Annotated in this window: 22 protein-coding genes; 7 read left to right on the top strand and 15 right to left on the bottom strand. The window is 46.1% G+C overall.

Annotation, left to right across the window (positions count from 1 at the left end; genetic code table 11):
* Nucleotides 1-72: 72 nt before the first annotated feature.
* Nucleotides 73-273, top strand: a complete 201-nt coding sequence (locus QUA43_RS05770; protein WP_333371803.1) for a hypothetical protein — start codon at nucleotides 73-75, stop codon at nucleotides 271-273.
* A gap of 42 nt (nucleotides 274-315) precedes the next feature.
* Here the strand turns inward: QUA43_RS05770 and QUA43_RS05765 are convergent, their stop codons facing one another.
* Nucleotides 316-1,206 (bottom strand): sugar ABC transporter permease, encoded by an 891-nt coding sequence (locus QUA43_RS05765; RefSeq protein ID WP_333371801.1) that lies wholly within the window; start codon nucleotides 1,204-1,206, stop codon nucleotides 316-318.
* A gap of 59 nt (nucleotides 1,207-1,265) precedes the next feature.
* Between QUA43_RS05765 and QUA43_RS05760 the strand changes: the two genes are divergently transcribed.
* From QUA43_RS05760 to QUA43_RS05750, 3 genes are all read left to right on the top strand, one after another.
* Nucleotides 1,266-1,841 (top strand): GNAT family protein, encoded by a 576-nt coding sequence (locus QUA43_RS05760; RefSeq protein ID WP_333371799.1) that lies wholly within the window; start codon nucleotides 1,266-1,268, stop codon nucleotides 1,839-1,841.
* A gap of 269 nt (nucleotides 1,842-2,110) precedes the next feature.
* Entirely contained in the window at nucleotides 2,111-2,782 is a 672-nt protein-coding gene (gene purN / locus QUA43_RS05755; protein WP_333371797.1) for a phosphoribosylglycinamide formyltransferase, read from the top strand.
* Entirely contained in the window at nucleotides 2,775-3,884 is a 1,110-nt protein-coding gene (locus QUA43_RS05750; RefSeq protein WP_333371796.1) for a class I SAM-dependent methyltransferase, read from the top strand. Before purN ends, QUA43_RS05750 begins: the two co-directional genes overlap by 8 nt.
* Before the next feature lie 325 nt (nucleotides 3,885-4,209).
* On the opposite strand, the gene rlmN is transcribed toward QUA43_RS05750, so the two are convergent.
* Together rlmN and QUA43_RS05740 are read right to left on the bottom strand one after the other, a co-directional pair.
* A complete protein-coding gene (rlmN, locus tag QUA43_RS05745) occupies nucleotides 4,210-5,325 on the bottom strand; it encodes a 23S rRNA (adenine(2503)-C(2))-methyltransferase RlmN (protein ID WP_333371794.1) in 1,116 nt (371 codons plus the stop codon).
* 78 nt (nucleotides 5,326-5,403) lie between these two features.
* Nucleotides 5,404-5,610, bottom strand: coding sequence for a hypothetical protein (locus tag QUA43_RS05740; protein WP_333371792.1), 207 nt, complete (start codon nucleotides 5,608-5,610; stop codon nucleotides 5,404-5,406).
* A 36-nt stretch (nucleotides 5,611-5,646) separates the two neighbouring features.
* Here QUA43_RS05740 and lgt point away from each other — a divergent pair, with 36 nt between their 5' ends.
* The 3 genes from lgt (at nucleotide 5,647) to QUA43_RS05725 (ending at nucleotide 8,510) form a co-directional block, all read left to right on the top strand.
* A complete protein-coding gene (gene lgt, locus QUA43_RS05735) occupies nucleotides 5,647-6,540 on the top strand; it encodes a prolipoprotein diacylglyceryl transferase (protein ID WP_333371790.1) in 894 nt (297 codons plus the stop codon).
* Nucleotides 6,541-6,660: 120 nt separating this feature from the next.
* Entirely contained in the window at nucleotides 6,661-7,440 is a 780-nt protein-coding gene (cobM, locus tag QUA43_RS05730) for a precorrin-4 C(11)-methyltransferase (RefSeq protein ID WP_333371788.1), read from the top strand.
* 230 nt (nucleotides 7,441-7,670) lie between these two features.
* The gene (locus tag QUA43_RS05725) at nucleotides 7,671-8,510 is read left to right on the top strand and encodes a dienelactone hydrolase family protein (RefSeq protein ID WP_333371786.1); all 840 of its coding nucleotides are present in this window, start codon (nucleotides 7,671-7,673) and stop codon (nucleotides 8,508-8,510) included.
* 617 nt (nucleotides 8,511-9,127) lie between these two features.
* Here QUA43_RS05725 and QUA43_RS05720 read toward each other — a convergent pair.
* The 12 genes from QUA43_RS05720 to QUA43_RS05665 form a co-directional block, all read right to left on the bottom strand.
* Nucleotides 9,128-9,343 carry a hypothetical protein gene (locus QUA43_RS05720; protein WP_333371784.1) on the bottom strand — a complete coding sequence of 72 codons (216 nt, stop codon included), beginning with the start codon at nucleotides 9,341-9,343 and terminating at the stop codon, nucleotides 9,128-9,130.
* A 120-nt stretch (nucleotides 9,344-9,463) separates the two neighbouring features.
* Nucleotides 9,464-9,847 carry a hypothetical protein gene (locus QUA43_RS05715; protein WP_333371782.1) on the bottom strand — a complete coding sequence of 128 codons (384 nt, stop codon included), beginning with the start codon at nucleotides 9,845-9,847 and terminating at the stop codon, nucleotides 9,464-9,466.
* A gap of 117 nt (nucleotides 9,848-9,964) precedes the next feature.
* Entirely contained in the window at nucleotides 9,965-12,388 is a 2,424-nt protein-coding gene (locus QUA43_RS05710; RefSeq protein WP_333371780.1) for a sucrose synthase, read from the bottom strand.
* A 241-nt stretch (nucleotides 12,389-12,629) separates the two neighbouring features.
* Complete coding sequence (locus QUA43_RS05705; protein ID WP_333371778.1) at nucleotides 12,630-14,153, bottom strand: carboxypeptidase M32; 1,524 nt, start codon at nucleotides 14,151-14,153, stop codon at nucleotides 12,630-12,632.
* A 79-nt stretch (nucleotides 14,154-14,232) separates the two neighbouring features.
* Nucleotides 14,233-15,435, bottom strand: a complete 1,203-nt coding sequence (locus QUA43_RS05700) for a tetratricopeptide repeat protein (RefSeq protein ID WP_333371777.1) — start codon at nucleotides 15,433-15,435, stop codon at nucleotides 14,233-14,235.
* Nucleotides 15,436-15,790: 355 nt separating this feature from the next.
* Nucleotides 15,791-16,186 carry a type II toxin-antitoxin system Phd/YefM family antitoxin gene (locus QUA43_RS05695; protein ID WP_333371775.1) on the bottom strand — a complete coding sequence of 132 codons (396 nt, stop codon included), beginning with the start codon at nucleotides 16,184-16,186 and terminating at the stop codon, nucleotides 15,791-15,793.
* Nucleotides 16,187-16,221: 35 nt separating this feature from the next.
* Nucleotides 16,222-17,325: a tetratricopeptide repeat protein gene (locus tag QUA43_RS05690; RefSeq protein ID WP_333371773.1), complete on the bottom strand. Its 1,104-nt coding sequence runs from the start codon at nucleotides 17,323-17,325 to the stop codon at nucleotides 16,222-16,224.
* Between the two features lie 185 nt (nucleotides 17,326-17,510).
* Nucleotides 17,511-18,110 carry a Uma2 family endonuclease gene (locus tag QUA43_RS05685; protein WP_333371771.1) on the bottom strand — a complete coding sequence of 200 codons (600 nt, stop codon included), beginning with the start codon at nucleotides 18,108-18,110 and terminating at the stop codon, nucleotides 17,511-17,513.
* A gap of 219 nt (nucleotides 18,111-18,329) precedes the next feature.
* Nucleotides 18,330-18,848 carry a Ycf51 family protein gene (locus QUA43_RS05680; protein WP_333371769.1) on the bottom strand — a complete coding sequence of 173 codons (519 nt, stop codon included), beginning with the start codon at nucleotides 18,846-18,848 and terminating at the stop codon, nucleotides 18,330-18,332.
* 91 nt (nucleotides 18,849-18,939) lie between these two features.
* Nucleotides 18,940-19,998, bottom strand: a complete 1,059-nt coding sequence (locus tag QUA43_RS05675; protein ID WP_015177894.1) for an adenylate/guanylate cyclase domain-containing protein — start codon at nucleotides 19,996-19,998, stop codon at nucleotides 18,940-18,942.
* Entirely contained in the window at nucleotides 19,995-20,369 is a 375-nt protein-coding gene (locus QUA43_RS05670) for a response regulator (protein ID WP_015177895.1), read from the bottom strand. The genes QUA43_RS05675 and QUA43_RS05670 overlap by 4 nt, the downstream gene beginning before the upstream one ends.
* Nucleotides 20,362-24,093: a response regulator gene (locus tag QUA43_RS05665; RefSeq protein WP_333371767.1), complete on the bottom strand. Its 3,732-nt coding sequence runs from the start codon at nucleotides 24,091-24,093 to the stop codon at nucleotides 20,362-20,364. The genes QUA43_RS05670 and QUA43_RS05665 overlap by 8 nt, the downstream gene beginning before the upstream one ends.

Raw genomic sequence — 24,093 nt, 5'->3', positions numbered from 1 at the left:
AATAATTTAAATTATACCTGTTCTACGATAACAAATCGCCTAGATTTTTTGCCTCTATCAGAAGTATGTCTTATGGCAACTAGGAAGGTAGCTATTTTAATGTTCGATGATGTCGAGGTACTGGACTTTGCAGGCTTTTTTGAAGTGTTTTCGGTGACATCCGAATTAAATAAGGGCGATTCCCTACCCTTGGGGATGGTTAATTGTATAATTTGTGCGATCGTAGGGGGGGAGTTTTACCAATCATCATCCCTAAAACAAACAATCTCGTAAACCCGCCCCGCCCATACACGAAGGATGCTACCCGATGTGATATCAAGCATCTTCGCCCCAAACTTTTAGTTGTAAATAAACTAATAGCAAAGCTACAGCCATCAGGAAAGTTGCCGCTGCGGCTGCATAGCCAAAATCAAATTGCGAAAAAGCTTGCTCGTAAATATAATAAACTAGCAAATTAGTAGAGTTCAAAGGGCCGCCGCCGGTGATGACGTAAACTTGCTCGAAACTCCGCAGGGTAAAAATAGCAGTAGTGACAGTAGCAAATACTAAAGTCGGCCGCAAACCGGGTAAAGTGATGTACAAAAATTGCTGCCAAGCATTAGCTCCATCCAATTCTGCCGCTTCGTAACGATTTACCGGAATTGCTTGCAATCCTGCTAAAAATACTACCATATTAAAGCCTAATTGTTTCCAAACACTGAGCAGAATTATCACTGGCATTGCCCAAACTGTGCTGCTAAGCCAAGGAATTGGATTTAAGCCGATCGCACTTAGGGCATTATTCACCGGGCCTTCGGTTTGAAACAACCACCGCCAACCCAAGCCAACTGCAACTAGAGAGGTAATCGAAGGAATAAAATAAGCGGTGCGGAGAGATCCTCGCCAAGCAAACGAGCGATTTAGCAAAACTGCCAAACCCAAAGGAATTACTAAACTGGGAATGACTGTAGCAGTAGTAAAATAGATGGTGTTTTGGAGAATTTGCCAGAAATCCGGGTTTGTGACTAAACGCCAGTAGTTGTTGAAGCCAATCCAACGCACTCCCAATTGGGTAAAGCTGCCACTGGTAAAGCTGAGGTAAAATAAATAGGCGATCGGCCAAATCAAAAAAGTACCCAGAAACAGCAAAGCTGGGGCCAGAAAAGTCCAAGCTGCGATCGAATCATTATCCAACCAGTTAAAACGCCCAAATTTAATCCGAAGCATTGGCTTGTAAATTTTAGCTTTTAGTTTTAAATGGTATCACAATATAGGTCAATCTCAAAATGAATCTTCTCGATATATTAGCTCATTTACCTACTATAGAAACTGAAAGGCTGCTGCTCAGAAAAATCACTTTAAACGATGCGAGCGATATGTTTGAGTATGCTTGCAACCCGGAAGTATCAGAATACACCATGTGGTCAACTCACACATCGATCGAAGATACTAAATACTTTCTAAAATCAATTACTAAAATGTACAAAAGACGAGAGCTGGTAGATTGGGGAATCGTCCACAAAGCCGAGAAAAAATTTATCGGCACTTGCGGATTTGTGGAATGGAGCATGACGCACAGCCGGGCGGAAATTGGCTACGCACTTTCTAGAAGATATTGGGGCGAAGGATACATGAGCGAGGCTGTCAATGCAGTGATTGAATTCGGTTTTCGGGAGATGTTGCTGAATCGAATTATGGCTCGATGTGAAGTTAACAATATTGCTTCAGCTAGGGTGATGGAAAAAGTGGGGATGCAATTGGAAGGGATATTGCGACAGCAGCTATTTGTGAAAGGCAGATATTGGGATCTCAAAATTTATTCGCTTCTCAGGGAAGAGTTTTTTGGTAATATTGTAGAATAGGGTTGAATCAGTAAGTCACAGAACAAAATATACTTAGGACTTAGCCAATATCTCGATGTAGAGTGCGACCAAGCACACCTTACCCTTTACCTGTATTGTAGAAGACGAGTGAATAGTTTTTATCTTTATGACAAGCGAATTTCTTGATGGTACCCGCCACGTGATTTATCCGTGGAATCCATCCAAAATCTAAAATCTAAAATCCTCACGCCCCCGAATTTATCTCGCGCAAGTCAATCCAAAATCTACAATCTAAAATCTAAAATCGAATGACCGCTAATCCAGTATCTGTTAATTCCAATGCCTGCCTGATTTCTCCTGAGATTGGCAAAAGTGCGCTCGCTCCGGCTCATCCTCCATTAAAATTAGGCGTTTTAGCATCAGGAAGTGGCAGCAACTTCGAGGTAATTGCCCAAGCCATCCAAAACAAAGAGCTCAACGCTCAAATCCCAGTATTAATTTACAACAACCCCGAAGCCAAAGCCGCAGCCAGAGCCGAAAAATACGGAATTCCCTCGATTCTGCTCAATCACCGCGACTGCAAAAGCCGCGAAGAATTAGATACAAAAATTGTCAAAACTTTTCAAGAGTATGATATAGAATGGGTAGTGATGGCGGGTTGGATGCGAATTGTTACCAAAGTTTTGTTTGATGCTTTTCCCGATCGCGTTATTAACATTCACCCCAGCTTACTGCCGAGTTTCCCAGGAATTCGCGCCGTCGAGCAAGCACTAGCCGCTAAGGTTAAAATCACCGGATGTACGGTGCATATCGCCCGTTTAGAAGTAGACAGCGGGCCGATTTTAATGCAGGCTGCGGTGCCAGTATTGCCTGAAGATACCGCAGAAACGCTGCACGCTCGAATTCAGGTGCAAGAACACAAGATTATGCTGGGTGCGATCGCACTTATTGCCGAATCTAATCAAAAAGATTGTGACTAAAAACCTCACCAGTGCCGCATCTATTGCCCAATTGCCCGTCAGCGAATCACCCGAAACAGGCCCGCCGCTGACTGACTCCAATCGCCTGAAATTAATTCTCAAAGAAAGGCTCAAAAAGAACATCGGCATCAAGGGAGAATTCTATCTGCCTTGCTTGCCATCGATGCTAGACGACTATCTTAAATTACTCTCAGACTTCTTAAACATTCTCGGACAAAATATCGACGCTGCCCAAGCCGAAAACTTGCGAACATTAATCGCCAACGCCTTAGCAGAAGGATTCAAAAATTCCCCCCACGCTAATTTAATAGTCTCATACTTTCCCGCCAATACCCAAACCGGTTTAGCCGGCGGCATTACTCTGAATACCAAGATTCAAATCGAATCAATGGCCCAGAAATATCATAGCTGGCCGGATATTCGCCCCGAACCTTTATTCGGCAGCCATCCCGATGCCAAAGTCATCGCCATTGCCGCCGAATTAGGCGAACCGGGAAAAGCACCTATTTTAGATGTCGGTGCGGGCCCAGGGCGCAATAGTTTGCCTTTAGCAAGGTTAGGCCATTCCGTGGATGCGATCGAACTAACACCGATATTTGCCGAAAAACTATCATCCGCAGCAACCGCCGAAAACTTGCCGATAAGTGTCACCCAAGGCGACGTTTTAGACCCCTTATTAAGAATGAAAACTTATCGGTACAAATTAGCCATTGCTACCGAAGTTCTCTCTCATTTCCGCTACCCCGAACAAATTCGTCTTTTCCTCGGCAAAATGTCCGATGCTGTTTTAAGCGGCGGGTTTATCTTATTCAGTGCTTTCTTAGCTGTCGATGGTTACGAACCCGACGAGATGGCAAAACAAATGTCTGAATTGTGTTGGTCTTATCTGATTACCAGACAAGAATTGCAAGCAGCAATAGAGGGTTTGCCGTTAGAAATTATTTCTGATGAATCTGTGATGGAATACGAACAAAAACATTTGCCTGACTCGGCGTGGCCGCCAACACCTTGGTTTGTCAGTTGGGCCAGCGGGCGCGATTTATTTCCCGTGCAACAAACACCGCCGTTAGAGTTGCGGTGGATACTTGTTAAACGCTTGTAAAGAGTTAGTATGGTGCGTCAATCGATTTTATATTTTAGATTTTAGATTAAAGAATTGAAGCATTGACCCCACGGATAAATTCGGGGGCTTGTATCCTGGATGCTTTCGGTCACAATTTAGTTTATCGATGATTGATAAAATAACGCGGTTTAACTCACATCTTGCACCATTCTCAAGAACAGGCAAGATGCCTGTTCCACAAAGATGGAGTTTTCTTGTGGGGAGTAGGGTTTGGGCAGGAGAACCCGCCTGCAAAAGGCTAGTTGAGAATGGTGCAACATCTCATATCTAACGCACCCTACAACAAATTTTAGCGGTTAAAAATTCAATTCTCAACCTCGGAGGCCCGCAATTGTCCGCAGGCGGCATCTGCTTCTAAGCCGCGAGAATATCGCACGCTAACTGCAATTTTCTTTTCCTTCAAAACCGACACAAAACTGTTAATTCGATTGGGAGTCGGTCGCTTATATTCAGCTTCCTGAATCGGATTGTAAGGAATTAAATTGACGTGACACTGAAAACCGCGCAAGTGAGTTGCTAACTCGGCTGCGTGTTCCGGTAAGTCATTCACACCTGCTAAAAGTACGTATTCAAAACTCAATCTGCGTCCAGTCGATCGCACATATTCCCGACATTCTGCTACTAACTCACCCAAAGGATAAGGGCGGGCGCTAGGAATTAACTCTTCGCGCAATCTTTGATTGGAAGCGTGGAGGCTGACGGCGAGGGTAACTTGCAGTTGATGTTCGGCTAGTTGGCTGATGCGATTGCGAATTCCTACTGTGGAAATGGTGATGTTTCGCTGTCCAATTCCTACGTCTTGATTCAAACACTTGACAGCAGCTACCACATTATCGAAATTCAGCAGGGGTTCGCCCATTCCCATAAATACGATGTGGCTGACTCGGCGGCCGAAATCTTGCTGTACTGTCAAGACTTGATCGACGATTTCGTTTACTTCTAAATTGCGCTTGAAACCGCCTTTTCCGGTAGCGCAAAAGTCGCAGCCCATCGCGCAGCCAACTTGGGCTGAGACGCACACAGTCAGCCGTTTATCGGTGGGAATGCCGACTGTTTCAATGATTTGACCGTCTGCCAATTTTAAGAGATACTTTACCGTGGCGTCTGGTGCGACCGATCGATAGTGAATGGTCGATCGCCCGATCGGAATTTTAGCAACAGTCTCGCGCCACTGTTTTGAGAATACAGAAATGTCAGAGATCGATCGCGCACCTCTCTCGTAAATCCACTGGTACAACTGCTTTCCGCGATAAGCAGGCTGCCCGTTTTGCTGCACCCACTCCGTTAACTCAGCCAAACTCGCCCCCAGCAAGGGCGGAATTTTATGCGACTCAACAGCCAAAGCAGCAGTCTTGCGAGACTGATTCGCACCCTTGGAATTACCAGAAGAGTACACTTGAGAAACGGAAGTAGGAGACATAGGTCATCAGAAAATTTAAAGCCACCCTCTATATTAAAACTTCTAGACCAAACCTGCCGTTAATCCTCCTCAAGCCACTTATGCAGAAGCCACAAGGTATAGCAAGCAACCGCGCCCGACGGTTCGGACGTTCTTAATGGCCTTTTCCCCATAAGGTATTCCTTCTTCCTTCTTCCTTCTTCCTTCTTCCTTCTTCCTTCTTTTTTGGTAAAATTCCCCAAATATTGCGTGTAAATGACCGCAGCCACCTAAAATAAACTCTGTAGTTTGTGAAAGGGTATGCAAATTTGACTGCTTTCCATCACAATTAATGCAACTTTTATGGTGCTAAATATTCTTGCGCTGCCCTTAGCGTTTCAATTTACATCGCCGGGCCCAATTATTTTTCAACTTGGCCCCGTAGCCATTCGCTGGTACGGGCTGTTGATAGCTTCTGCCGTCTTGATTGGGGTCAGTCTGTCCCAATACTTGGCCCAAAAACGCCGCGTCAACCCGGAATTATTGGGTGATTTGGCAATTTGGCTGGTTCTGGGCGCTATTCCCTGTGCTCGAATTTATTACGTGGCTTTCGAGTGGCCGCAATACGCCCAGAGACCTGAAGATATTCTTGCAATTTGGAAAGGCGGAATTGCCATTCACGGGGCGATTTTGGGCGGAACAATCGCAGCTTTAATTTTTGCGAAAATTCAGCGAGTTTCTTTTTGGCAATTGGCAGATTTAATCGCACCTTCGGCAATTCTCGGTCAGGCGATCGGACGCTGGGGAAATTTCTTTAACTCCGAAGCTTTTGGAAGTCCTACGGATTTGCCTTGGAAACTATATATTCCGCCAAACAGCCGCCCGCCCGCCTACGCTAATTTTGAATACTTCCACCCCACATTTCTCTACGAATCGCTGTGGAATTTGACAGTATTTGGGTTGCTTCTGACTTTATTTTTCCGCGATTTGCAGGGCAAAATTCGCTTGAAAACTGGTGCTTTATTTTTGGTTTATATCGCAGCTTACAGTTCCGGTAGAGTCTGGATTGAAGGGTTGCGGACTGATAGTTTGATGTTCGGGCCGCTGCGGACGGCACAGATGGTAAGCTTGACTGGGATTGTTTTAGGGTTGGGCGGGTTAGCTTGGCTTTATTTGCTCGATCGACCTTTACCCGATGTTGTCTCCCCCAATAGCGATCGGGCAAATATCGCTCAGAAATTCCCAGAGGATCAATAAAAAACCCCAGAGAGGTTAGTCTCTAGGGTTCAAAACCAGGGTGCATCTACCATCCCTTACTTCCAACCAAAATAGGTACATCCGGAAGAGTCCGTAAATTTAGCAAATTTTTTAGCAGCAATGAGTTTGACAGAGATTGAAGCCCTAATTCCAGGGGTATACATTGTAGGTGCAGGCCCGGGAGACCCGGATTTGTTGACTGTTAAGGCTCAAAAATTACTGGCTGCAGCCGATGTCATATTATTTGCTGATTCATTAGTCCCAGAGCAAATTTTGCAGGGGGTGCGCGCAGATGCTGAAGTTATTCAAACTGCGGATAAGACCCTCGAAGAGATTGTACCTTTGATGGTGGAACGAGTGCGCGAGGGGAAAAGCGTCATCCGTCTGCATTCGGGCGATCCCTGTCTCTACGGGGCTGTCGGGGAACAAATGCAAGCTTTGGCTTCCGAGGGAATTGCTTTTGAGGTAATTCCGGGAATTAGCGCTTTCCAACTTGCCGCAGCTAAACTTAAAATTGAGTTGACAGTTCCGGGAATTGTACAGACAATTATTTTGACGCGAATTAGCGGTCGAACCGAAGTACCCGAACGGGAAGAATTGGCGAGTTTAGCGGCTCATCAAGCGAGTTTGTGCCTGTATTTGAGTGCTCGCCATGTCGAACAGGCTCAAGCTAAATTGATGGAACATTACCCATCGGATTTGCCTGTAGCGATTTGTTATCGGTTGGGCTGGCCTGATGAAAAAATTGTGCTAGTTCCCCTTGACAAAATGGCCGTTGCTACGCGCGAAAATAATTTGATCAGAACGACAATGTATGTGATTAGTCCGGCGTTGGGAAAATCAGCAGAAGGGCGATCGCGCTTGTACCATCCAGATCACGATCGGCTTTTCCGTCAGTAGTCAGTAGTCTGTTGGCAGCAGTAGTAGGTTGGGTTGAGGGACGAAACCCAACATCTTAAGTACCTACACAAAATTAATTACACATCCGACTTTGTTACTCTTTAGACGTATCAAGGGTTTCAAGTCAACTCAGTCGGCAATTAATTTTGTTTACCTACTTAATGAGTGTTGGGTTTCGTTCCTCAACCCAACCTACAGAATAAAAACTAATAACCAATCACCAATAACCAATGAAAGATTTAACTCGCAGACAATTTATCACTGTCACCGCATTAAGCGCCGGATTTGCCTTAGCAGTTCATCCTATTGCGGCTGCCGTTATCAATACCGATGCTGCTGGTTTAATAGCAGGTGAAGTAAAAATTCCGGTAAAAGAAGGCTCAATTCCAGCCTACAGAGCAATGCCAGCCAGTGGCACTAACTTTCCAGTAATTTTAGTAATTCAAGAAATCTTCGGAGTTCACGCCCACATTCAAGATATTTGCCGCCGTTTTGCTAAATTAGGTTATTTAGCGATCGCCCCAGAAATGTTTGCCCGTCAAGGTGATGTTTCTAAAATCACCGACATCCAAGAAATTATTAGTAAAGTTGTCTCGAAAGTTCCCGACGCTCAAGTTATGTCGGATTTAGATGCTACCGTAGAGTGGGCACAAAAGTCAGGAAAAGGCAATATTAATAAGTTGGGAATTACAGGATTTTGCTGGGGTGGCAGAATTGTTTGGCTGTACTCTTCCCACAACCCGAAAGTCAAAGCTGGAGTGGCTTGGTACGGGCGTGTAGTTGGCAATTCTACGGCTTTAACTCCCAAACAGCCGATCGACATTGCAGCAACTTTGAAAGTGCCTGTATTGGGGCTTTACGGCGGCAAAGACGAAGGAATTCCCAACGATACAGTAGAGAAAATGCGGGAAGTTCTCAAAACTGGCAGCAGCGGTTCCGAAATTGTGCTTTATCCAGATACGCCGCACGGTTTTAACGCTGACTATCGCCCCACTTACCGGGAAAAAGAAGCTGAGGATGCTTGGAAACGGATGCAAGATTGGTTTAAGAAGCACGGAGTCGCACAATAGTTTTGAGATTTCTTCGTTCTTCCCACCCCTTCGCCTCTCTATGAGTTGTGAAGTTCCTAAACCCGGTTGATTCGTAGATATGTAGTCGCCCAACCAGGATTTTTTCGTATAAACGGAACTTCACGGGGTGACAACGCCGTCAAAACGTCCGTATCATCAGGGACATAGCCCTCAAACCCCTCTGAAAAAATGGTAGCTTGTTCCGTCTTATTGCCATTAATTCCTCAATGATTTTTTCACAACCTTCTATTCCTATTACCCAATAATGACCATACAATCCCATCCAAAAACTACTATGTCGGCGTATAGTTCGCGGTTCTTATGTGATGATCCCCACATATTTTTTAATACCAATTTTTTGAATTTATTTTCCTTGTAAAGTGGCGCAACTGTATGCAAAAGCTATCAATAAAATTAAAGTTTTTAAGCGCTCAGTAGAAGCGTAACTTTTTTCCAGATTATAGCCGACTGTTTTACAATCTTTGAACATAGCTTCGATTCCACTCCGACATTTAAAGGTGGCGACAGCTTCTTTCAGAGTTCCTAAATTTGTGAGCAGATACCAACCTTCGTCTTCCCCATGACCTCTATATCAACGATTCCAATAACCTGCAATATCAAATTTGCCAAACCCTTTTTGCTTGCGGTTCTTGAACATCCTTTAAATAAAAGCTAGTACCAGGCATTAAACCTAAATCACTTAACCGTTTAAAATTTTCTCCTTCTTCTTTAATAGATCGCCCCTTTTGTATTCTTAAAATAAACCTTACATTCTTTTCGCCTAACCATTTGGAAAGTTTGACGCTACCAAATTCGCGGTCTCCTATGAGCACGAATTTATTATATTTGCTCGCGCAGCGGGAAAATTGGTCTAATTATTTTTTTTGCTCTCCGATATTACGGCAGCCTTTTTTGGGTAAAATCTGCCAGTACAATGGTAAAGCTCTTTGCTGTCAAATTAGGCAGATGAAAAATATATTTCGCTCACGCCACTGCATCCTATCAATCGCAACTATCAATTCTTTCTGTTTGTTGAATTGAGTCCTTATGATGTATTTAATTAGAGGGAACCACAGTTTTTCAATATTGAGATCCGGTAATTTCAAAAATTGTTGAATGGCGCGTCTTTTAATCTCAAATGTGAGCGGGTATGGCATGACTGTTGCCAGCGATTCAATGCTTACTTGTTTATGTGCTTGCAGCAGAAAAACTAAAATTTGCAGAGTTAAGTATTCCGCTTTTTTTAGTTGTCTTTGGAAACAATTTTGGTAAAATGGAGGTAACATTGTATATAGATGGGTTTGCTTATAAAAATTGACCCCATCTTTTTTTACCAATTTCTTGGTAAGTTCCGATTAAACCCCTCTTGACGCAGAGGATACAGAGAAAGGGAAGAGAGAAAGATGAATAATTCCGATGCCAACGGATTTGATATAAAAAGCAAAACTCCCCACTTATCGGTTCGCGTGTTCTGCCAATAAAGCCTTTGCTCTTGGCTTGTAAATGAGATAAAACAGCGCTTCTATATAGCGGAGCATATCTTCGCAGTTTTCCTTGGAAGAGTAGTTCCAGAAACCGTAAGTCCGCGCCAGCGTCAGCAGCTTGGTAGTGTGAATTTTCCAGGTATACGTGCTATAAACTCGGTCAATGCCTCGCGTTGAAATTTCATACCAATAGTTGGGATTCTGTTCGCATTTCGATAAAAAATCTAGAATTTTTTGGGCGGTGTCCTGGTGGTTTATCGGGTTGATATAAAACCCATTTACGCCATCTTGAATAATTTCCAGCGGGCCGCCAAACTGCGTCCCGAAAGTGGGAATCCCGGTAATCATTGCTTCGAGAATTGTCAAGCCGAAAGCTTCAAATAATGCTGGCTGAACAAATATACCTTGGGTGTCGGCGATTACCCGGTAGATTTCGCCGGACAAACTTTTGGAAAGCCTCACTCCCAACCAGCGAATTTTACCGTGAAGGTTGTATTGGTCGATAATTGCGTAGAGCTTTTTAATTTCTTCTGCTTCTTCATAGTCTTCGGTTTCTTCGACCCGCAGCTTGCCAGCTACTAGAATTAAGTTGCATTTTTCTTGCAATTCCTGGCTTTTTCCGAACAATTCTGCTAAGCCTGTCAGGTTTTTAATGCGATCGAGCCGCGCCATCGAAAATAAAGGGCGCTTTTGCGGATCGTCGAGTTTTCCAAAGACTTGTTCCGGGTCTTCTAGAGTAAATAGTAATTCGTTGAGCCGATCGCGATCGCCCTGCACCCTGTCTTCTATCCGCGTGTAGGGAAAGTACACACTTTCGTTGACTCCCGGCGGCACTACGTTGAATTTAGGGCTGAACAGTTCAATCCCGTTCACAACGTGGTACAAATCCGGCATCGTAAAACAATGGTAAGATTCGTACTGACCGACACTATCGGGTTGGCCCACAATCTCTTGATAGGTGCTGGTGACAATACAATTAGCTGCATTCATGGCAATTATATCGGCAGTAAATTGCAGCGAAAAATGGTACTTTTCCTCTGATTCTTGCCAGTAGAGATTGCTCAACAAATATTTAGATTTTTCCAGCGCATGGGCAATATTGCACTGAGTAGTTTTGAGTTTGCGAGACAGCAAAAACGCTACCAAGTTGCCGTCGGAATAGTTGCCGACAATTAAATCGGGTTTTCCCTGAAACTCAGCCAGCAGTTCTTTTTCTGCATCGATCGCGTAAGTTTCCAAATAAGGCCAAATCTCGAATCTCGAAATCCAATTTTGAGTGAGTTTGGGATTGAACTCCCGGAAGGGAACCCGCAAAATCCAAGCATTTTCTGTGTCGTGAACTTTTTCCAAACGTTCGTTGCAGCGCGTGCCGTCGCTGTTAGGAATTAACCGGGTGAGAATAATGACTTTAGGTTTGACTCCTAAACTATCGAGACCGGCAAGATGAATGTCTTCTTGCAGTTGTTTCTCTAAACTCTTGGCTTGATCGAGGACATAAACTACCTGACCTCCCGTATCCGGTCGCCCCAAAACTCCTTCTTGGCCGAACCAGCCGTGAGGAGAAACTAGGACGATGTTGAAAATCATCGGGATGCGAGAAATAAATGCTTCTAGGGTTTGCGGATCGGGGGCATCAATTAATTCGTCAAGAAGTCCTAGGGTTTCATGCACGCGGGCTGCGGTATTTCCCCAACCTGCCTCCAAACCCATCATTTGCAGAACTAATCGAAATCTCTCGTAGGGTTCTTCTTTTTTAGAAATATCGCTGACACAGGTGAGGGCTTTTTTGATTTGTTCGGAAAGTTGTTCTTGGGATTTTATGCGATCGTTAATTAGTAATTGTACGCCGTTGTAGCGGTGAATTCGCAAGAAATTAAATAGAGTTTCCTGCCACTGTCTGGGGTCTTGAAATAGTTTGCTGGACAGGTATCGGTTGAGGAATTGCACTCCTTTGCCGATGTTTTTGGGGTCGCGAATTGTGGGGGAGTAGTCGTAAAAAGGGCCGAAATCTAGTTCGAGAATGTCGCCTTCTTGGGGGTGAAATTGGTTGACGAAGCGATCGCGCACATCGAGTAATTCTTGCACTGTCATCTGCTCAACAGTCAAGTCATCTGCAACTCGCACTATTTCCATTGTAGCAATTTTTGGTCGCAGCAGGACGCAAAGGCTGCCATCTTCGAGAATAATTTCCTGAACGTAGTCAATCAGTTTGCTTAAAAGAGAAAATTTATGGAACTGTTCGGGCTTTTCGTATTTGGTGCAGTAGGCGGCAAAAGCGTTAACTATGTCGTTTCGCAGTAAATATTTGTTTCCCAAAGCGCGTAAATCGCTGGCAAACTGACGCAAGTCGGCTTTTTCGTCGCTGGCAATAACAGCCTGAAAAAGTTCAGACATAGATACTCCCTTATTTAAAACTTTTTATTTCCGCTGGGAAATTAGGCGATACTCATATCATTTCCGGTGACACCGGAATGATGTTGACTGTTGACTGTTGACTGTTGACTGTTGACTGTTCACTGTCAACTCGAATTTAGTATTCCGATGCTAACGGATTTGATATCAAAGAGTATCGCCCTTTTTTGAAGCGGCTACTTTTTTTGTCATTTTAAAGTCTGCAATCTGAACTTGCTATCCCTCAAATGACATAAAACTCCCCGTATTTGTGGCGAATGTAACGGATAAAGGGATCGATAGTTAAAGGTGAACCGGTAACGCGATCGATCAATTCGACAGCGGTGTATTTGCGGCCGTGCTGGTAGATGTTTTGTTTTAGCCAGTCGTGGAGTACGGTAAAATTGCCCTGTTCTATTTCTACGGGAATTTCAGGATTGATTTTTACTGCTGTTTCGTAGAATTGGGCGCTCATCAAGTTGCCGAGGGTGTAACCTTGGAACATTCCGCCGATCGTACCAACATACCAGTGAACATCTTGCATCGCGCCTTCGCTGTCGGTAGCGGGGACAACGCCGAGGTCGGTTTTATAGCGTTCGTTCCAGGCTTCGGGGAGGTCTCGGACTGCTAGTTTTCCTTCTACCATTGCCAATTCTAGGTCAAAGCGGATGGCGACGTGGAGGTTGTAGGTTACTTCGTCGGCGTCGGTGCGGATGAGCGATCGCGAGACTTTGTTAATTGCCCGGTAAAATGCGTCAGTGGATACGTGTCCCAACTGTCGCAAAAATACGCCTTGGAGTTGCGGGTAGAAACATTCCCAAAAACCGCGGCTGCGCCCGACCAAATTTTCCCAAAGTCGCGACTGACTTTCGTGCACGCCGGAGGAAATGCCGCCTGCGAGAAGCGTACCTTCAAATTCCGGGGAATTTCCGAGTTCGTAGAGGGCGTGTCCGGCTTCGTGGATGCTGCTGAAGAGTGCTTGATCCAGGTGGTCTTCGTAGACGCGAGTGGTTATTCGCACGTCGTCTATGGAGAAGTTGGTCATGAACGGGTGCAGGGTGGTGTCTTGCCGTCCCCGCAGGAAGTCGTACCCCATACGTTCTACGACTGTGCGGGTGAATTCTAGTTGTTGGGATTCGGGAAAGTGTTGATGCAAGCAGGAGTCGTCGGCGGGAGGTTGGGAGGTGATGGCTTCGACTATCGGCACTAATTCTTGACGCAGTTTGGCGAAAAGCGGGCGCAGCAGGGATACTTTCATACCGTAGTCGCTGCGATCGATCAAAGGATCGGCGATGTGTTCGTAGCCGGGGAAAAAGTCGGCGTATTGCCTGCTTAATTCTAGGGTTTTTTCGAGATACGGCTCAACGGCTGCGAAGTTGTTGGCTGCCCTGGCCGCGGCCCAAGCTTCGTAGCTGTCGGCTTGGTGGCGGCAGAGTGCGGACATGAAGGTTGCGGGGACTCTGGAGGCGCGATCGTAGTCTCTGCGGGCGATGCGGATCAGGCTGGCTGCGGTGGAGTCGTAGGGGAGGGTTTGTTCGTAGAAACGCAAGTCTTCTAGGAGTTCACCTATTTTTGGATCTGTAAATTTTTCGTGGGATATTTGTTTGAGAGTAGCCAACTGGCGGCCTCTGGCACTTGCACCTTTGGGGGGCATATAAGTTGATTGATCCCAATGCAGCAGCGACGAGGCTGATTCGATGTCGTTAACTTCTCTGAGGTGGGCTGCCAGTTGAGCGAATTTTGCTTGAGTTTTGTCTAGGGTTTGCATGATTGGGGTTTATGGTGCTGTTTTGCCTACAAAGGTTGCAGTGCGGCATCGGTATCCATCAATCATTGCTACCCTGAAATCAAGCTAAAAACCGCACTTCTTCCCGTATTGTACGCAATTTAGAGTCATTTTTGCACAATTTCCGGTATTTCTGCGGATTGAGTTCGATCGCCTTGGATAGGTTTTCGATCGCCAGCCGGATGCTGGTAGCTACAAGTTCCTGACTGTTTGTGAGCTCGCCTGCTGCTTTTTCCAGGGCATAAACGCAAGCTTTTTGATAGTACAGGTTTGGATCGTCGGGTGTGAGTGCGATGATTTTATCGTAGGAGGCGATCGCTTCGGTAAATCGTTGAATTTTTTTGAGGGCGATGGCGCGGTTGTACCAGGCTTCGCTGTTGTCTGGCTGCAACTCTAGGGTTTTGTCCCAAGAGGCTATTGCTTCTTCAAAGCGTTGTAAGTTGGCGAAGGCTAAGCCACGGTTGTAAAAGGTTTCGCTGTCGTTTGGGTTGAGTGCGATGGCTTTGTCCCAGGAGGCGATCGCTTCTTCAAATTGTCCCATTTGTGCGATCGCCGTGCCGCGTTTGTTCCAGGCTTCGGCGGAATTCGGCCGCAGTTGCAGGATTTTGTCGTAGGAGGCGACGGCTTCCGGGTAGAGTTTTTCATCGGCTAGGGCTAAGCCGCGGTTGTACCAGGCTTGCTGCAAATTTGGTTTGAGTTCGATCGCTTTGTCGTAGGAGGCGATCGCCGCTGTATTTTGGTCGGATTTTCTCAGGGCCAATGCTTTGTTGTACCAAGCTTCGCAGTAGTCTGGTTTGATGGCTATAGCTTTCTCGTAGGAGGCGATCGCTTCTGATAATTTTTCTAAGCTGACGAGGGTGTTGCCGCGGTTCGTCCAAGCTTCGGGGTAGCTGGGCTTGACTTCGATCGCCTTTTCGTAGGATGCGATCGCTTCTGAGAGTCTGTTGAGCTTCCGCAAAACGTTGGCCCGATTATACCACGCTTCGGGATTGTTTGGTTGGATTTTTAGGGATTGGTTGTAGGCTGCGATCGCTGCTTCTAGCTGCCCCAATTTTCGGAGGGCTACGCCTTGGTTGTACCGCGCTTGATAAAAGGTTGGTTCGAGTTCGATCGCTTCTTCCCAAGATTCGATCGCAGCTTGGAATCGTCCCATTGCTTCTAGGGCGTTGCCGCGTTCGTACAAGGTTTGAGCCTTTTGGGTGTTGACTGCTATGGATTTTTCCCCTGAGTCGATCGGCTTTTCTATGCTGGCTAATTTTTGCAAGGGGTTTCACCTCTTTATTTTCTGTCTAATTGATTCTTTTCTTTTTTATATGCGATCTTTTTCGCGTTTGAGTGCTTTTGAGCGCGACTATTTGGCTATTTATGGCAATTTTACAGGAATTTGGGGAGTTTTTCAATTTTTTTCATTGTAATGCTAGAGCTGGGATTTGGAAGTATAGATTAATACTAATTTTTTTATAGGACTGCGTAGAAAAGAGGAAAGGGCGATCGTACTGAGGTGTGACAAACCTCACCCAAGATATCATTTTCACGTAACCCTTTTGAGCGATCGGCGGTTTAAACCGCGTCTTGTCAAGCGAAGTCCGCCTTTGCAGACTAATAAATAAGAGGGATATTTAAGGTAGATATGGTTTACCGTCAGCTATAGTATAAATGTCTTCTTCTGGGTCTAGGATCGAACCAAAATCAGGCTCGATTGCTACTGTTTTAATCCATTCAGGGTCGTGGAATGGCACGCCATCAGCTAAAGTGTAGATATCTTCTGCTGAGTCTCTCAGAGAATCAAAGGCTGGATTTGCGATCGCAGCTTTTAGCCATTCATATTCTTCGAGTTTTGCTTTGTTAATTAGGGCGGCTTCTAGTGCTTCTAGTCGCTTCAGATCGGCATAAGTAATGATAGCAGCGATCGCTCTTCCTTCCTGTTCTATAATGATTCGTTCTCGAGTATCCTCAACGCGGGCGATGAGTTCGGGAAATCTGTCATTAGTTACAGTTACATTTAGTTTAGTCATCTTTTACCTCACTCTTAATTATTCTATCAAACTATCTATCCTTGAATCAAGGCTTGAAATTGAGGGTGCGATCGAATGCTGTCAAAATCAGAGTCAGTTTTTGCCATTTCTCGGTATTTGTCAGGATTCAGATTGATGGCTTGCTGCAAATTCTGAATCGCTTGGTCAATCTGACTCTGTAACGCATAGCAGCAAGCTTTATTATAAAATGTTGCGTCATCATCTGGTTTTAATTCTAAGGCTTTGTCGTAGGAGGCGATCGCCTTTTCAAACAAGCCTAATTGAGCCAGTGCCTTGCCCAGATTGTTCCAGGCTTCGTGATAATCTGGTTTGATTTCTAAGGCTTTGTCGTAGTCGGCTATCGCCTCTTCCACTCTGCCTAAATAATCCAGTCCAACGCCCCGATTGTTCCAGGCTTCGTGATAATCTGGTTTGAATTCTAAGGCTTTGTCGTAGTCGGCGATCGCCTCTTCAAGCCTGCCTAAATAACCCAGTGCAACGCCCCGATTGTTCCAGGCTTCGTGATAATCTGGTTTGATTTCTAAGGCTTTGTCGTAGTCGGCTATCGCTTCTGACCATCTGCCTAAATTAACCAGTGCATTACCCCGATTGTTCCAGGTTTCGTGATAATTTGGTTTGATTTCTAAGGCTTTGTCGTAGTCGGCTATCTCCTCTTCAAATCTGCCTAAATCATCCAGTGCAATGCCCCGATTGTACCAGGATTCGTGTTTATCTGGTTTGATTTCTAAGGCTTTGTCGTAGTCGGCGATCGCTTCTGACCATCTGCCTAAATTAACCAGTGCATTGCCCCGATTGTGCCAGGCTTCGTGATAATTTGGTTTGATTTCTAAGGCTTTGTCGTAGTCGGCTATCGCTTCTGACCATCTGCCTAAATTAACCAGTGCAACGCCCCGATAGTTCCAGGATTCGTGATAATCTGGTTTGATTTCTAAGGCTTTGTCGTAGGAGGCTATCGCCTCTGTATATTCTCGATCAGATTCATACAATACACCTTGTAAAAAAAACAATTCGGCTTTTTGTTCAGGCGTTTGTCCCTCTAGATTAATCAAAATTTGAATTATCACCAATTCCTGTTTTTGTTGGGAATTTAAAGTTTGTTTGTTTTCTATATTCATCATTTATTCCTCTTCATCAAACTCTTATTTTTCCAAGTATAGCCGTAGGGTGCATCAGGGATAAATCCTTGAGTAAGTGGTTAAAATCTTCGGCCATGACGCACCTTACAATCACTATTTTATCAGGTGCGTCGCTATAAGATTGTCGAAATTTAGTTAAGAATTTTTCATGGCAACACACCCTACCACTAAGCTAATAATACCCGAGCGGCAGTCAGCACTAATTCTGGAAAAGTAGGCGAAACAATTTGTTCGTTATCTCTAAACTGAGTACGCTGATATTTCCCTTGAGCATTTAGCGAAAACACAAATACCGTCGGAATTTTCGGATTTCCCAAATACTCTCTTTTTCCAATCGCCAAATAATCAATAATCCAGTATTCAGCAATCCCCAATCGTTCGTATTCATCTAGCTTATCAACATAATCATCTTCCCAATTAGTTGATACTACCTCCACAGCTAACTGAATCGGCGATTCGAGTGCGGTATAGGATTTGCGTTCATCGCGCCACAAAGTGCGATCGATAACACTGACATCAGGAACTCGTCCTTGTTCTGTACCTTCTTTTGTGGTAGTTTTGATTGTGATACCTCGCTTTACTACATAGTTGAGTTTCAGCCGATCGCACTCTCGATAAAACGGTCTGTCTGCAAATTCAGCAACATCATCGTGATTTCTGGTACTTGCCATTTTGACAATTTCTCCGTTCACCAATTCATAAACACCATCTTCCGGGCAAATAGCAATAAATTCGTTAAATTTTAATTTTTGTTTGGTTGCAATCATTTATTTTAAATTCTCCCTAGACTGAACATTGCATCCCAAGGTTCGATCTAACTGGTTCCCAGGCAGAGCCTGGGAACCCATATCTAGAGGCTCTGCCTCGCGAGATAAAAATTGGAGGCAGAGCCTCATGATCTGCGTTCCCAGGCTCTGCGTGGGAACGAGTAGATCGATGATTTTGGGGTAGGGAAACGGCATTTCCGTGTCCGACATTGCTATCTTTTAAGCTTGATATTTTTTCAGAATAGCAACTTTTTCGGGGAAGATTTCGATCGCCATTTTGTCATCATAACGAGTCGCGAGCGATCGCCTCACCTCGCCCAAAAACAGCGGCTGCGACAGCCCAGGTTCAGGATGTACAACTGTACGAACCCGGATGGTCATGTAGTCTCTGCCCCGCCCAGAGCGCCCTGGAGAGTACAAATCCGCAGCCGCTTGCTGCATCGTTGCTTCTAATTCCGATTCGGTGATCGTAGGTGGCACAGTAACTACTGTTTGAGCACCGCCTGTATCGTAAACTAAAGAATAGCGCACTGCACCAGGAATTTCTGTACGGGAAAACAGTCCCAAACCAAGACCGAATATACTCGCAGCAATCACGCCCATAAAGCTTGTCACTCCTACCAATCGGAAGCGAAAACCCCATTTGAAGATAAATGCTATAACTGTTAGAATAGCTAAAGCTACTGTCAGAATTCCCGCCCATTGGGCGTAGATTAAAAGGTTAGAATTTACGCTCATTTGATGATTTGTTGACTGTTGACTGTTGACTGTTGACTGTTGACTGTTGATATTAGTTACCGATGCCCAATGCCCAATGCCCAATGATTAATTAAGCGTTTCGGGCCACAAGCAGATAAGTCATCATATCGCCTTTCCCCTTCACTGGAATCACGCCACGCTCCTCAAAAACGTACTTACCCCGCAAGCGCTCGTAGGTAGCAACTGTCACCTGAATGCTGCCGGGGACGCCTTGAGATTCCATCCGGGAAGCTGTATTTACCGTATCTCCCCACAAATCGTAAGTAAATTTTTTAGTACCGATTACCCCAGCTTCTACCGGGCCTGTGTGGATGCCGATGCGAATGCTGAGCGGCTGACCTCCCTTGGTACGCATCTTAGTCATTGCTGCTTGAATTTCCAGCGCCATTTCGGCGATCGACTCGGCGTGGTCGTCGCTGGGCGTAGGCAAACCACCAACCACCATATAAGCATCGCCGATCGTCTTAATTTTCTCAAGTCCGTAGCGCTCGGCCAACTCGTCAAAAGCCGAAAAAATCTCGTTGAGCAACTCCACCAATTGGGCCGGCGATAAATGAGCCGAAAGCTTGGTAAAACCGACCAAATCGGCAAACATCACTGTTACCTCAGCGAAACTGTCGGCGATCGTAATTTCCCCGTGTTTCAGGCGCTGTGCGATCGCCTTCGGTAAAATATTTAACAGCAAACGCTCGGACTTTTCCTTTTCCTGCGCCAATTCATGTAAATATGCCTGTTCCTTATCCCGCAGCCGCTTCTTTTCCAAACAAGCGCTAATCCGAGCCTTGAGCAATACCGGATTGAACGGTTTAGAAAGATAATCCTCCGCCCCCAACTCTATACACCGGACGATACTGTCGATATCGTCCACCGCCGAAATCATAATCACCGGGATGTAGCGCAAATTCTCGTCCGCCTTCAGACTTTCGAGCACCTGATAGCCGTTCATTTGCGGCATCATAATGTCTAGGAGAACCAAATCAAAAGGATCTCTTCGCAACATTTCCAGAGCTTGGAGACCATCTTCAGCAACAGTCACCACATGGCCTTGACGCTGAAGTCGGCGGGCCAGCAAATCGCGGTTTACCTCATTGTCGTCAACAACCAGCACGCTGCCCTCGTCACCTTTCATGTCAGGGCCTCTTTCAGAAGAGTTTCAATTTTACCCAAAAGTCGGGGAAACTCGACCGGTTTAGTGTCATAGTCATTGCAGCCTGCAGCAAGACACTTTTCACGATCGCCCGCCATTGCGTGAGCCGTCAGCGCAATCACCGGAATCCTGCTAGTTTCAGGAGCGGCCTTAATTTGCTGCGTTGCTTGCCACCCGTCGAGCACAGGCAGACTCATATCCATCAGAATCAAATCTGGTACTTTCGCGAGCGCCATCGACACCCCCTCAGCACCGTCAACAGCAATAAAGACCTCGTGTCCCTTGCGGGCCAGACGCCTGGAAAGCATATCCCTATTCATTTCGTTATCTTCGACCAACAGGATTTTAGCCATTGGTGTTCTCCTTGCCTTTCGAGTCGTACCTGCGATCGAACCTGTCATTGACTATAGAGCGAACATCGCGCAACAAACTATCGCAACTGTAGACTCCCTTTTGTAGCACCCGCTCAACGTAGCCGTTTAGCTGCTGGCTTTCGGCCGGTGTCAGGTCTTTCCCCGTGATCACAACAATCGGTATTGGATCTCCAGAATAAGATTTGCGAAGTTCCCCGATCAACTCAAAACCATCCATTTCTGGCAGCGTCAAATCCAGTAATATCAGGTGCGGGCGAGCAACTTTTAGCCGATCGAGAGCAGCGCGTCCGCTGTCAGCTTCCGTTACTGCCCAGCCTTGTCTTTCTAGTATGCGTCGCAGTATTTTGCGCGTGGCAACGTCGTCTTCCACAATGAGAATCTGACAGGTCAAATTGTTACTTACAACGCCGTTTTGGTCACGTCGGTACTTGTTCAACAAGGCAGCCAGCCGTTTGCCGTCCACTGGTTTGGTGAGGTAGTCCGAGGCACCCAATGCAAAGCCGAGGCTTTTGTTGCCCACAAAGGATAGCAGGATTACGGGAATTTCGGCAAGGTCAGGATCTGCCTTCAGTGCTGAGAGTACCGCCCAGCCGTCCATTCCGGGCATAATCACATCCAGGGTAATGGCGTCTGGCCGTAGTTGCTTAGCGAGCCGGAGAGCTTGCTCGCCACCGCCGGCGACTTCTATGTGCAGTCCTTGGCGAGCGAGGGCGCGCTGGATTAAATCCCGCGAGATCGGGTCGTCGTCCACTACCAGCACCGTGCCGATAGCGGGGGCGTCTGGAGGGCTAGGGCTGTCGTGGACTTTGTTGGGGATTTCCGGCTGTTTGATGGCTTTGGGCAAGAGCACGGTGAAAGTGGTGCCTGCGCCCAAGGTGCTGCTGACCTCAATGCTGCCGCCCATCATTTGACAGAAGCGCTGGCTGATAGCGAGTCCCAAACCTGTGCCGCCGTACTTGCGGGTAGTCGAGGCATCAGCTTGGGTAAAAGGTTGGAAAATTCGCTCCAATTGCTCTTGTGTCATGCCGATGCCGGTGTCGGCGACGCGGAAACTTAAAAATTCGGAGTTGGAAATTAAAATTTGGGAAGATTCCTCTTGATTTTTCATTTTTAATTGTTCATTTTTAATTTTTTCCACTCCGAGCGAAATTGTCCCGTTTTGTGTGAACTTGGCAGCGTTGCTGAGCAAATTAAGCAGCACTTGCCGCACTTTGGTCATGTCCGCGTGCATGGTGTCGAGGTTGTCTGGACAGTACACTTCTAGGGTATTACCGTTTTTCTCTACCAGCGGCCTGGCCGTGGCAACAGCACTTTCAATTAAGGTATGAATGTCGAAGGTTTCTAAGTAGAGATCCATTCGGCCTGCTTCAATTTTAGAAATATCTAGGATGTCGTCAATCAGGGAGAGCAGGTGTTTGCCGGCGCTGCAGATTTTTTCGAGGTCGGGGACGGATTCGCAACTGCCCAATTCTTCGGCTTCTTCTTTGAGCATTTCGCTGTAGCCGATGATGGCATTGAGGGGTGTGCGAAGTTCGTGGCTCATATTGGCGAGAAATGTGCTTTTTGCCCGGTTGGCTGATTCTGCTGCTTCTAGGGCCAACTGCATGGCGGATTCTGCCTGTTTGCGATCGGTGATGTCTTGGGTTGTGCCTTCGTAGTACAAAACGCTGCCGTTTTCGTCGCAGATGCTGCGGGCGTTTTCGGAAATCCAGATTGTGCTGCCGTCTCGGCGGTATATTTGGGATTCAAATTTTGACACTTGGTGGCGCGCGCGCAATTGGGCCATAAACTCGGCGCGCCGATTCGGGTCTACGTAAAGTTGGCGGTTGATATCGGTGAGTTCGGCGAGCATTTGGGTACAGGATTCGTAGCCGTAAATTCTGGCTAGTGCGCGATTGCCGCTGAGGTAGTGCCCGGTCGGCGTTGTCTGGAATATGCCTTCGACTGCGTTTTCAAAGATGCTGCGGTATTTTGTTTCGGATTGTCTCAAGGCTGCTTCTGCTCGCTTACGCTCTAGGACATTGGCGAGCATTTCTCCTACCATTTTTAGCTGTGTGGATATTGTGGATATTTCGGTTGCTTGACCTGCTGTTTGCTTTAAGCCATCGCATCCGAGAAATCCTACTAGGTTTTTACTACAAATTAGGGGAATAATTATCAGCGATTGAATATTTTTTAGCTGTTTTTTAAATTCTAAATTATTTAGGGAAGCGCCACTCGAAGGTATGGAGGCGGTTGCTGTTTGATTGACTGTTTGGGATGGGGAATCTATCTGGAATTGGGCTGGATTTTGACCGAGAAAATAGCCAATTTCGGCGATCGCTGGGGGCGCGAGTTCGCCGATTTCTGGAATATAAAGGCATTCGGCGCGATCGAGCTTTTCTGAGATCCAAGGGATTTGTGCGATGTCTATTGGTTTGTCGGTGCTGTCTTTGACTGGCGGAATGCTTTCGCCGCACCACTCGTAGGTTTTGTCAGCGCGGGTTTGGTCTTCTGATAACAGGTAGATGTAACTGCGGTTAAAGCCGGTGAAGGTGGCGATCGCTTCTAGGGTTTGATCGATGCCTTTGTCTATTTCTGATAAGGGCTGGCTGATGAAATTGGTTGACAAACGGGCAATCAACTGAGCGAATTCTATTCGATACTGCAAAGATTGTTCTACTTTTTTGAGTTCGGTAACGTCTCGAAATATCCAGACTCTACCGACTGTTTTCGCTCCGACTTTTGATAGCAACGAATTTAATTCAAGAATTTTTCCGTCTTTAAATTCTAATAATTCGCTGATTTTAGTATCTGAATCGGCCGACTCTTTGATCGCGTTTTGGAGAAATCTTTGCGGGTCTTTTAATTGTTCCCTGGCGAAGGGGAATCCTGTTTTGAGCGTGTTTTTGAGTGTGCCGATGGTCGATCGGCTCAACTTTCCTTGGCTGGCGGACAAACCCCACATCTCTATAAAATTCTGATTATAATTACATATATTGCCGTTTCTGTCAACCGCCATAATTCCAGCATCTGTAGATTTTAGAACTGCTTGCAGTATCGAGAGCGATTGCTTGTGTTCTCTAATGTCAAAAATGTCAAAAAACACCAAGACTGATATTTCGCTGCCCTCAACTGCGGGATGGAAAAAATAGGAAACTGGTAAAATCTTGCCGTCGCGACACAAAAACTCGTCGTCCCAATTGTTGCAAGGTTGACCGGAAGCGATCGCCTCTTGTAAATCTAGTGTAGGTGCGATCGGCCTATCTTCAGTTTTGCTTGGCGACTGTTTCGGAGCCGTCAAAACTTGGGATTTGTTGCCTTTGTTTTGCTTCCCGATGCGCTCTAGCAGAGAAACCCCTGCAAGTTCCGACTCTCGCCATCCCAGCAAGCGTTCGGCCTCTGGATTCACCGAAATTACACAGCCCTTCGCGTCAAGGATACACAATCCCGCCCCCCAACTGTTGACACTCGCCCGCAGTCGATCGAATTCTGAAGCTGTTGGAGAGTCTTGAGGGCGATCATCGGGCGAGGAGGCAAAATCCTGCTGCGCCACCGACTGGGAGCTCAAACAAGCTTGCAGCAGCGGTTCCTGCTGGCTCCGGGTTCCGTCGTAGCTACAACTTACCTGCTCTAAGAATAGCTGCCACTGCTCGGCAGTTGGAGGGGGAGACTCGCTGGCTAAACCGAGCTGTTCGAGTTGGCGCTGGAGGTCGGGATGCAT

Origin of the sequence: Microcoleus sp. N9_B4, from assembly GCF_036701635.1 — a bacterium.
GTDB lineage: Bacteria > Cyanobacteriota > Cyanobacteriia > Cyanobacteriales > Microcoleaceae > Microcoleus.
This window is presented reverse-complemented; position numbering and strand designations above follow the sequence as displayed.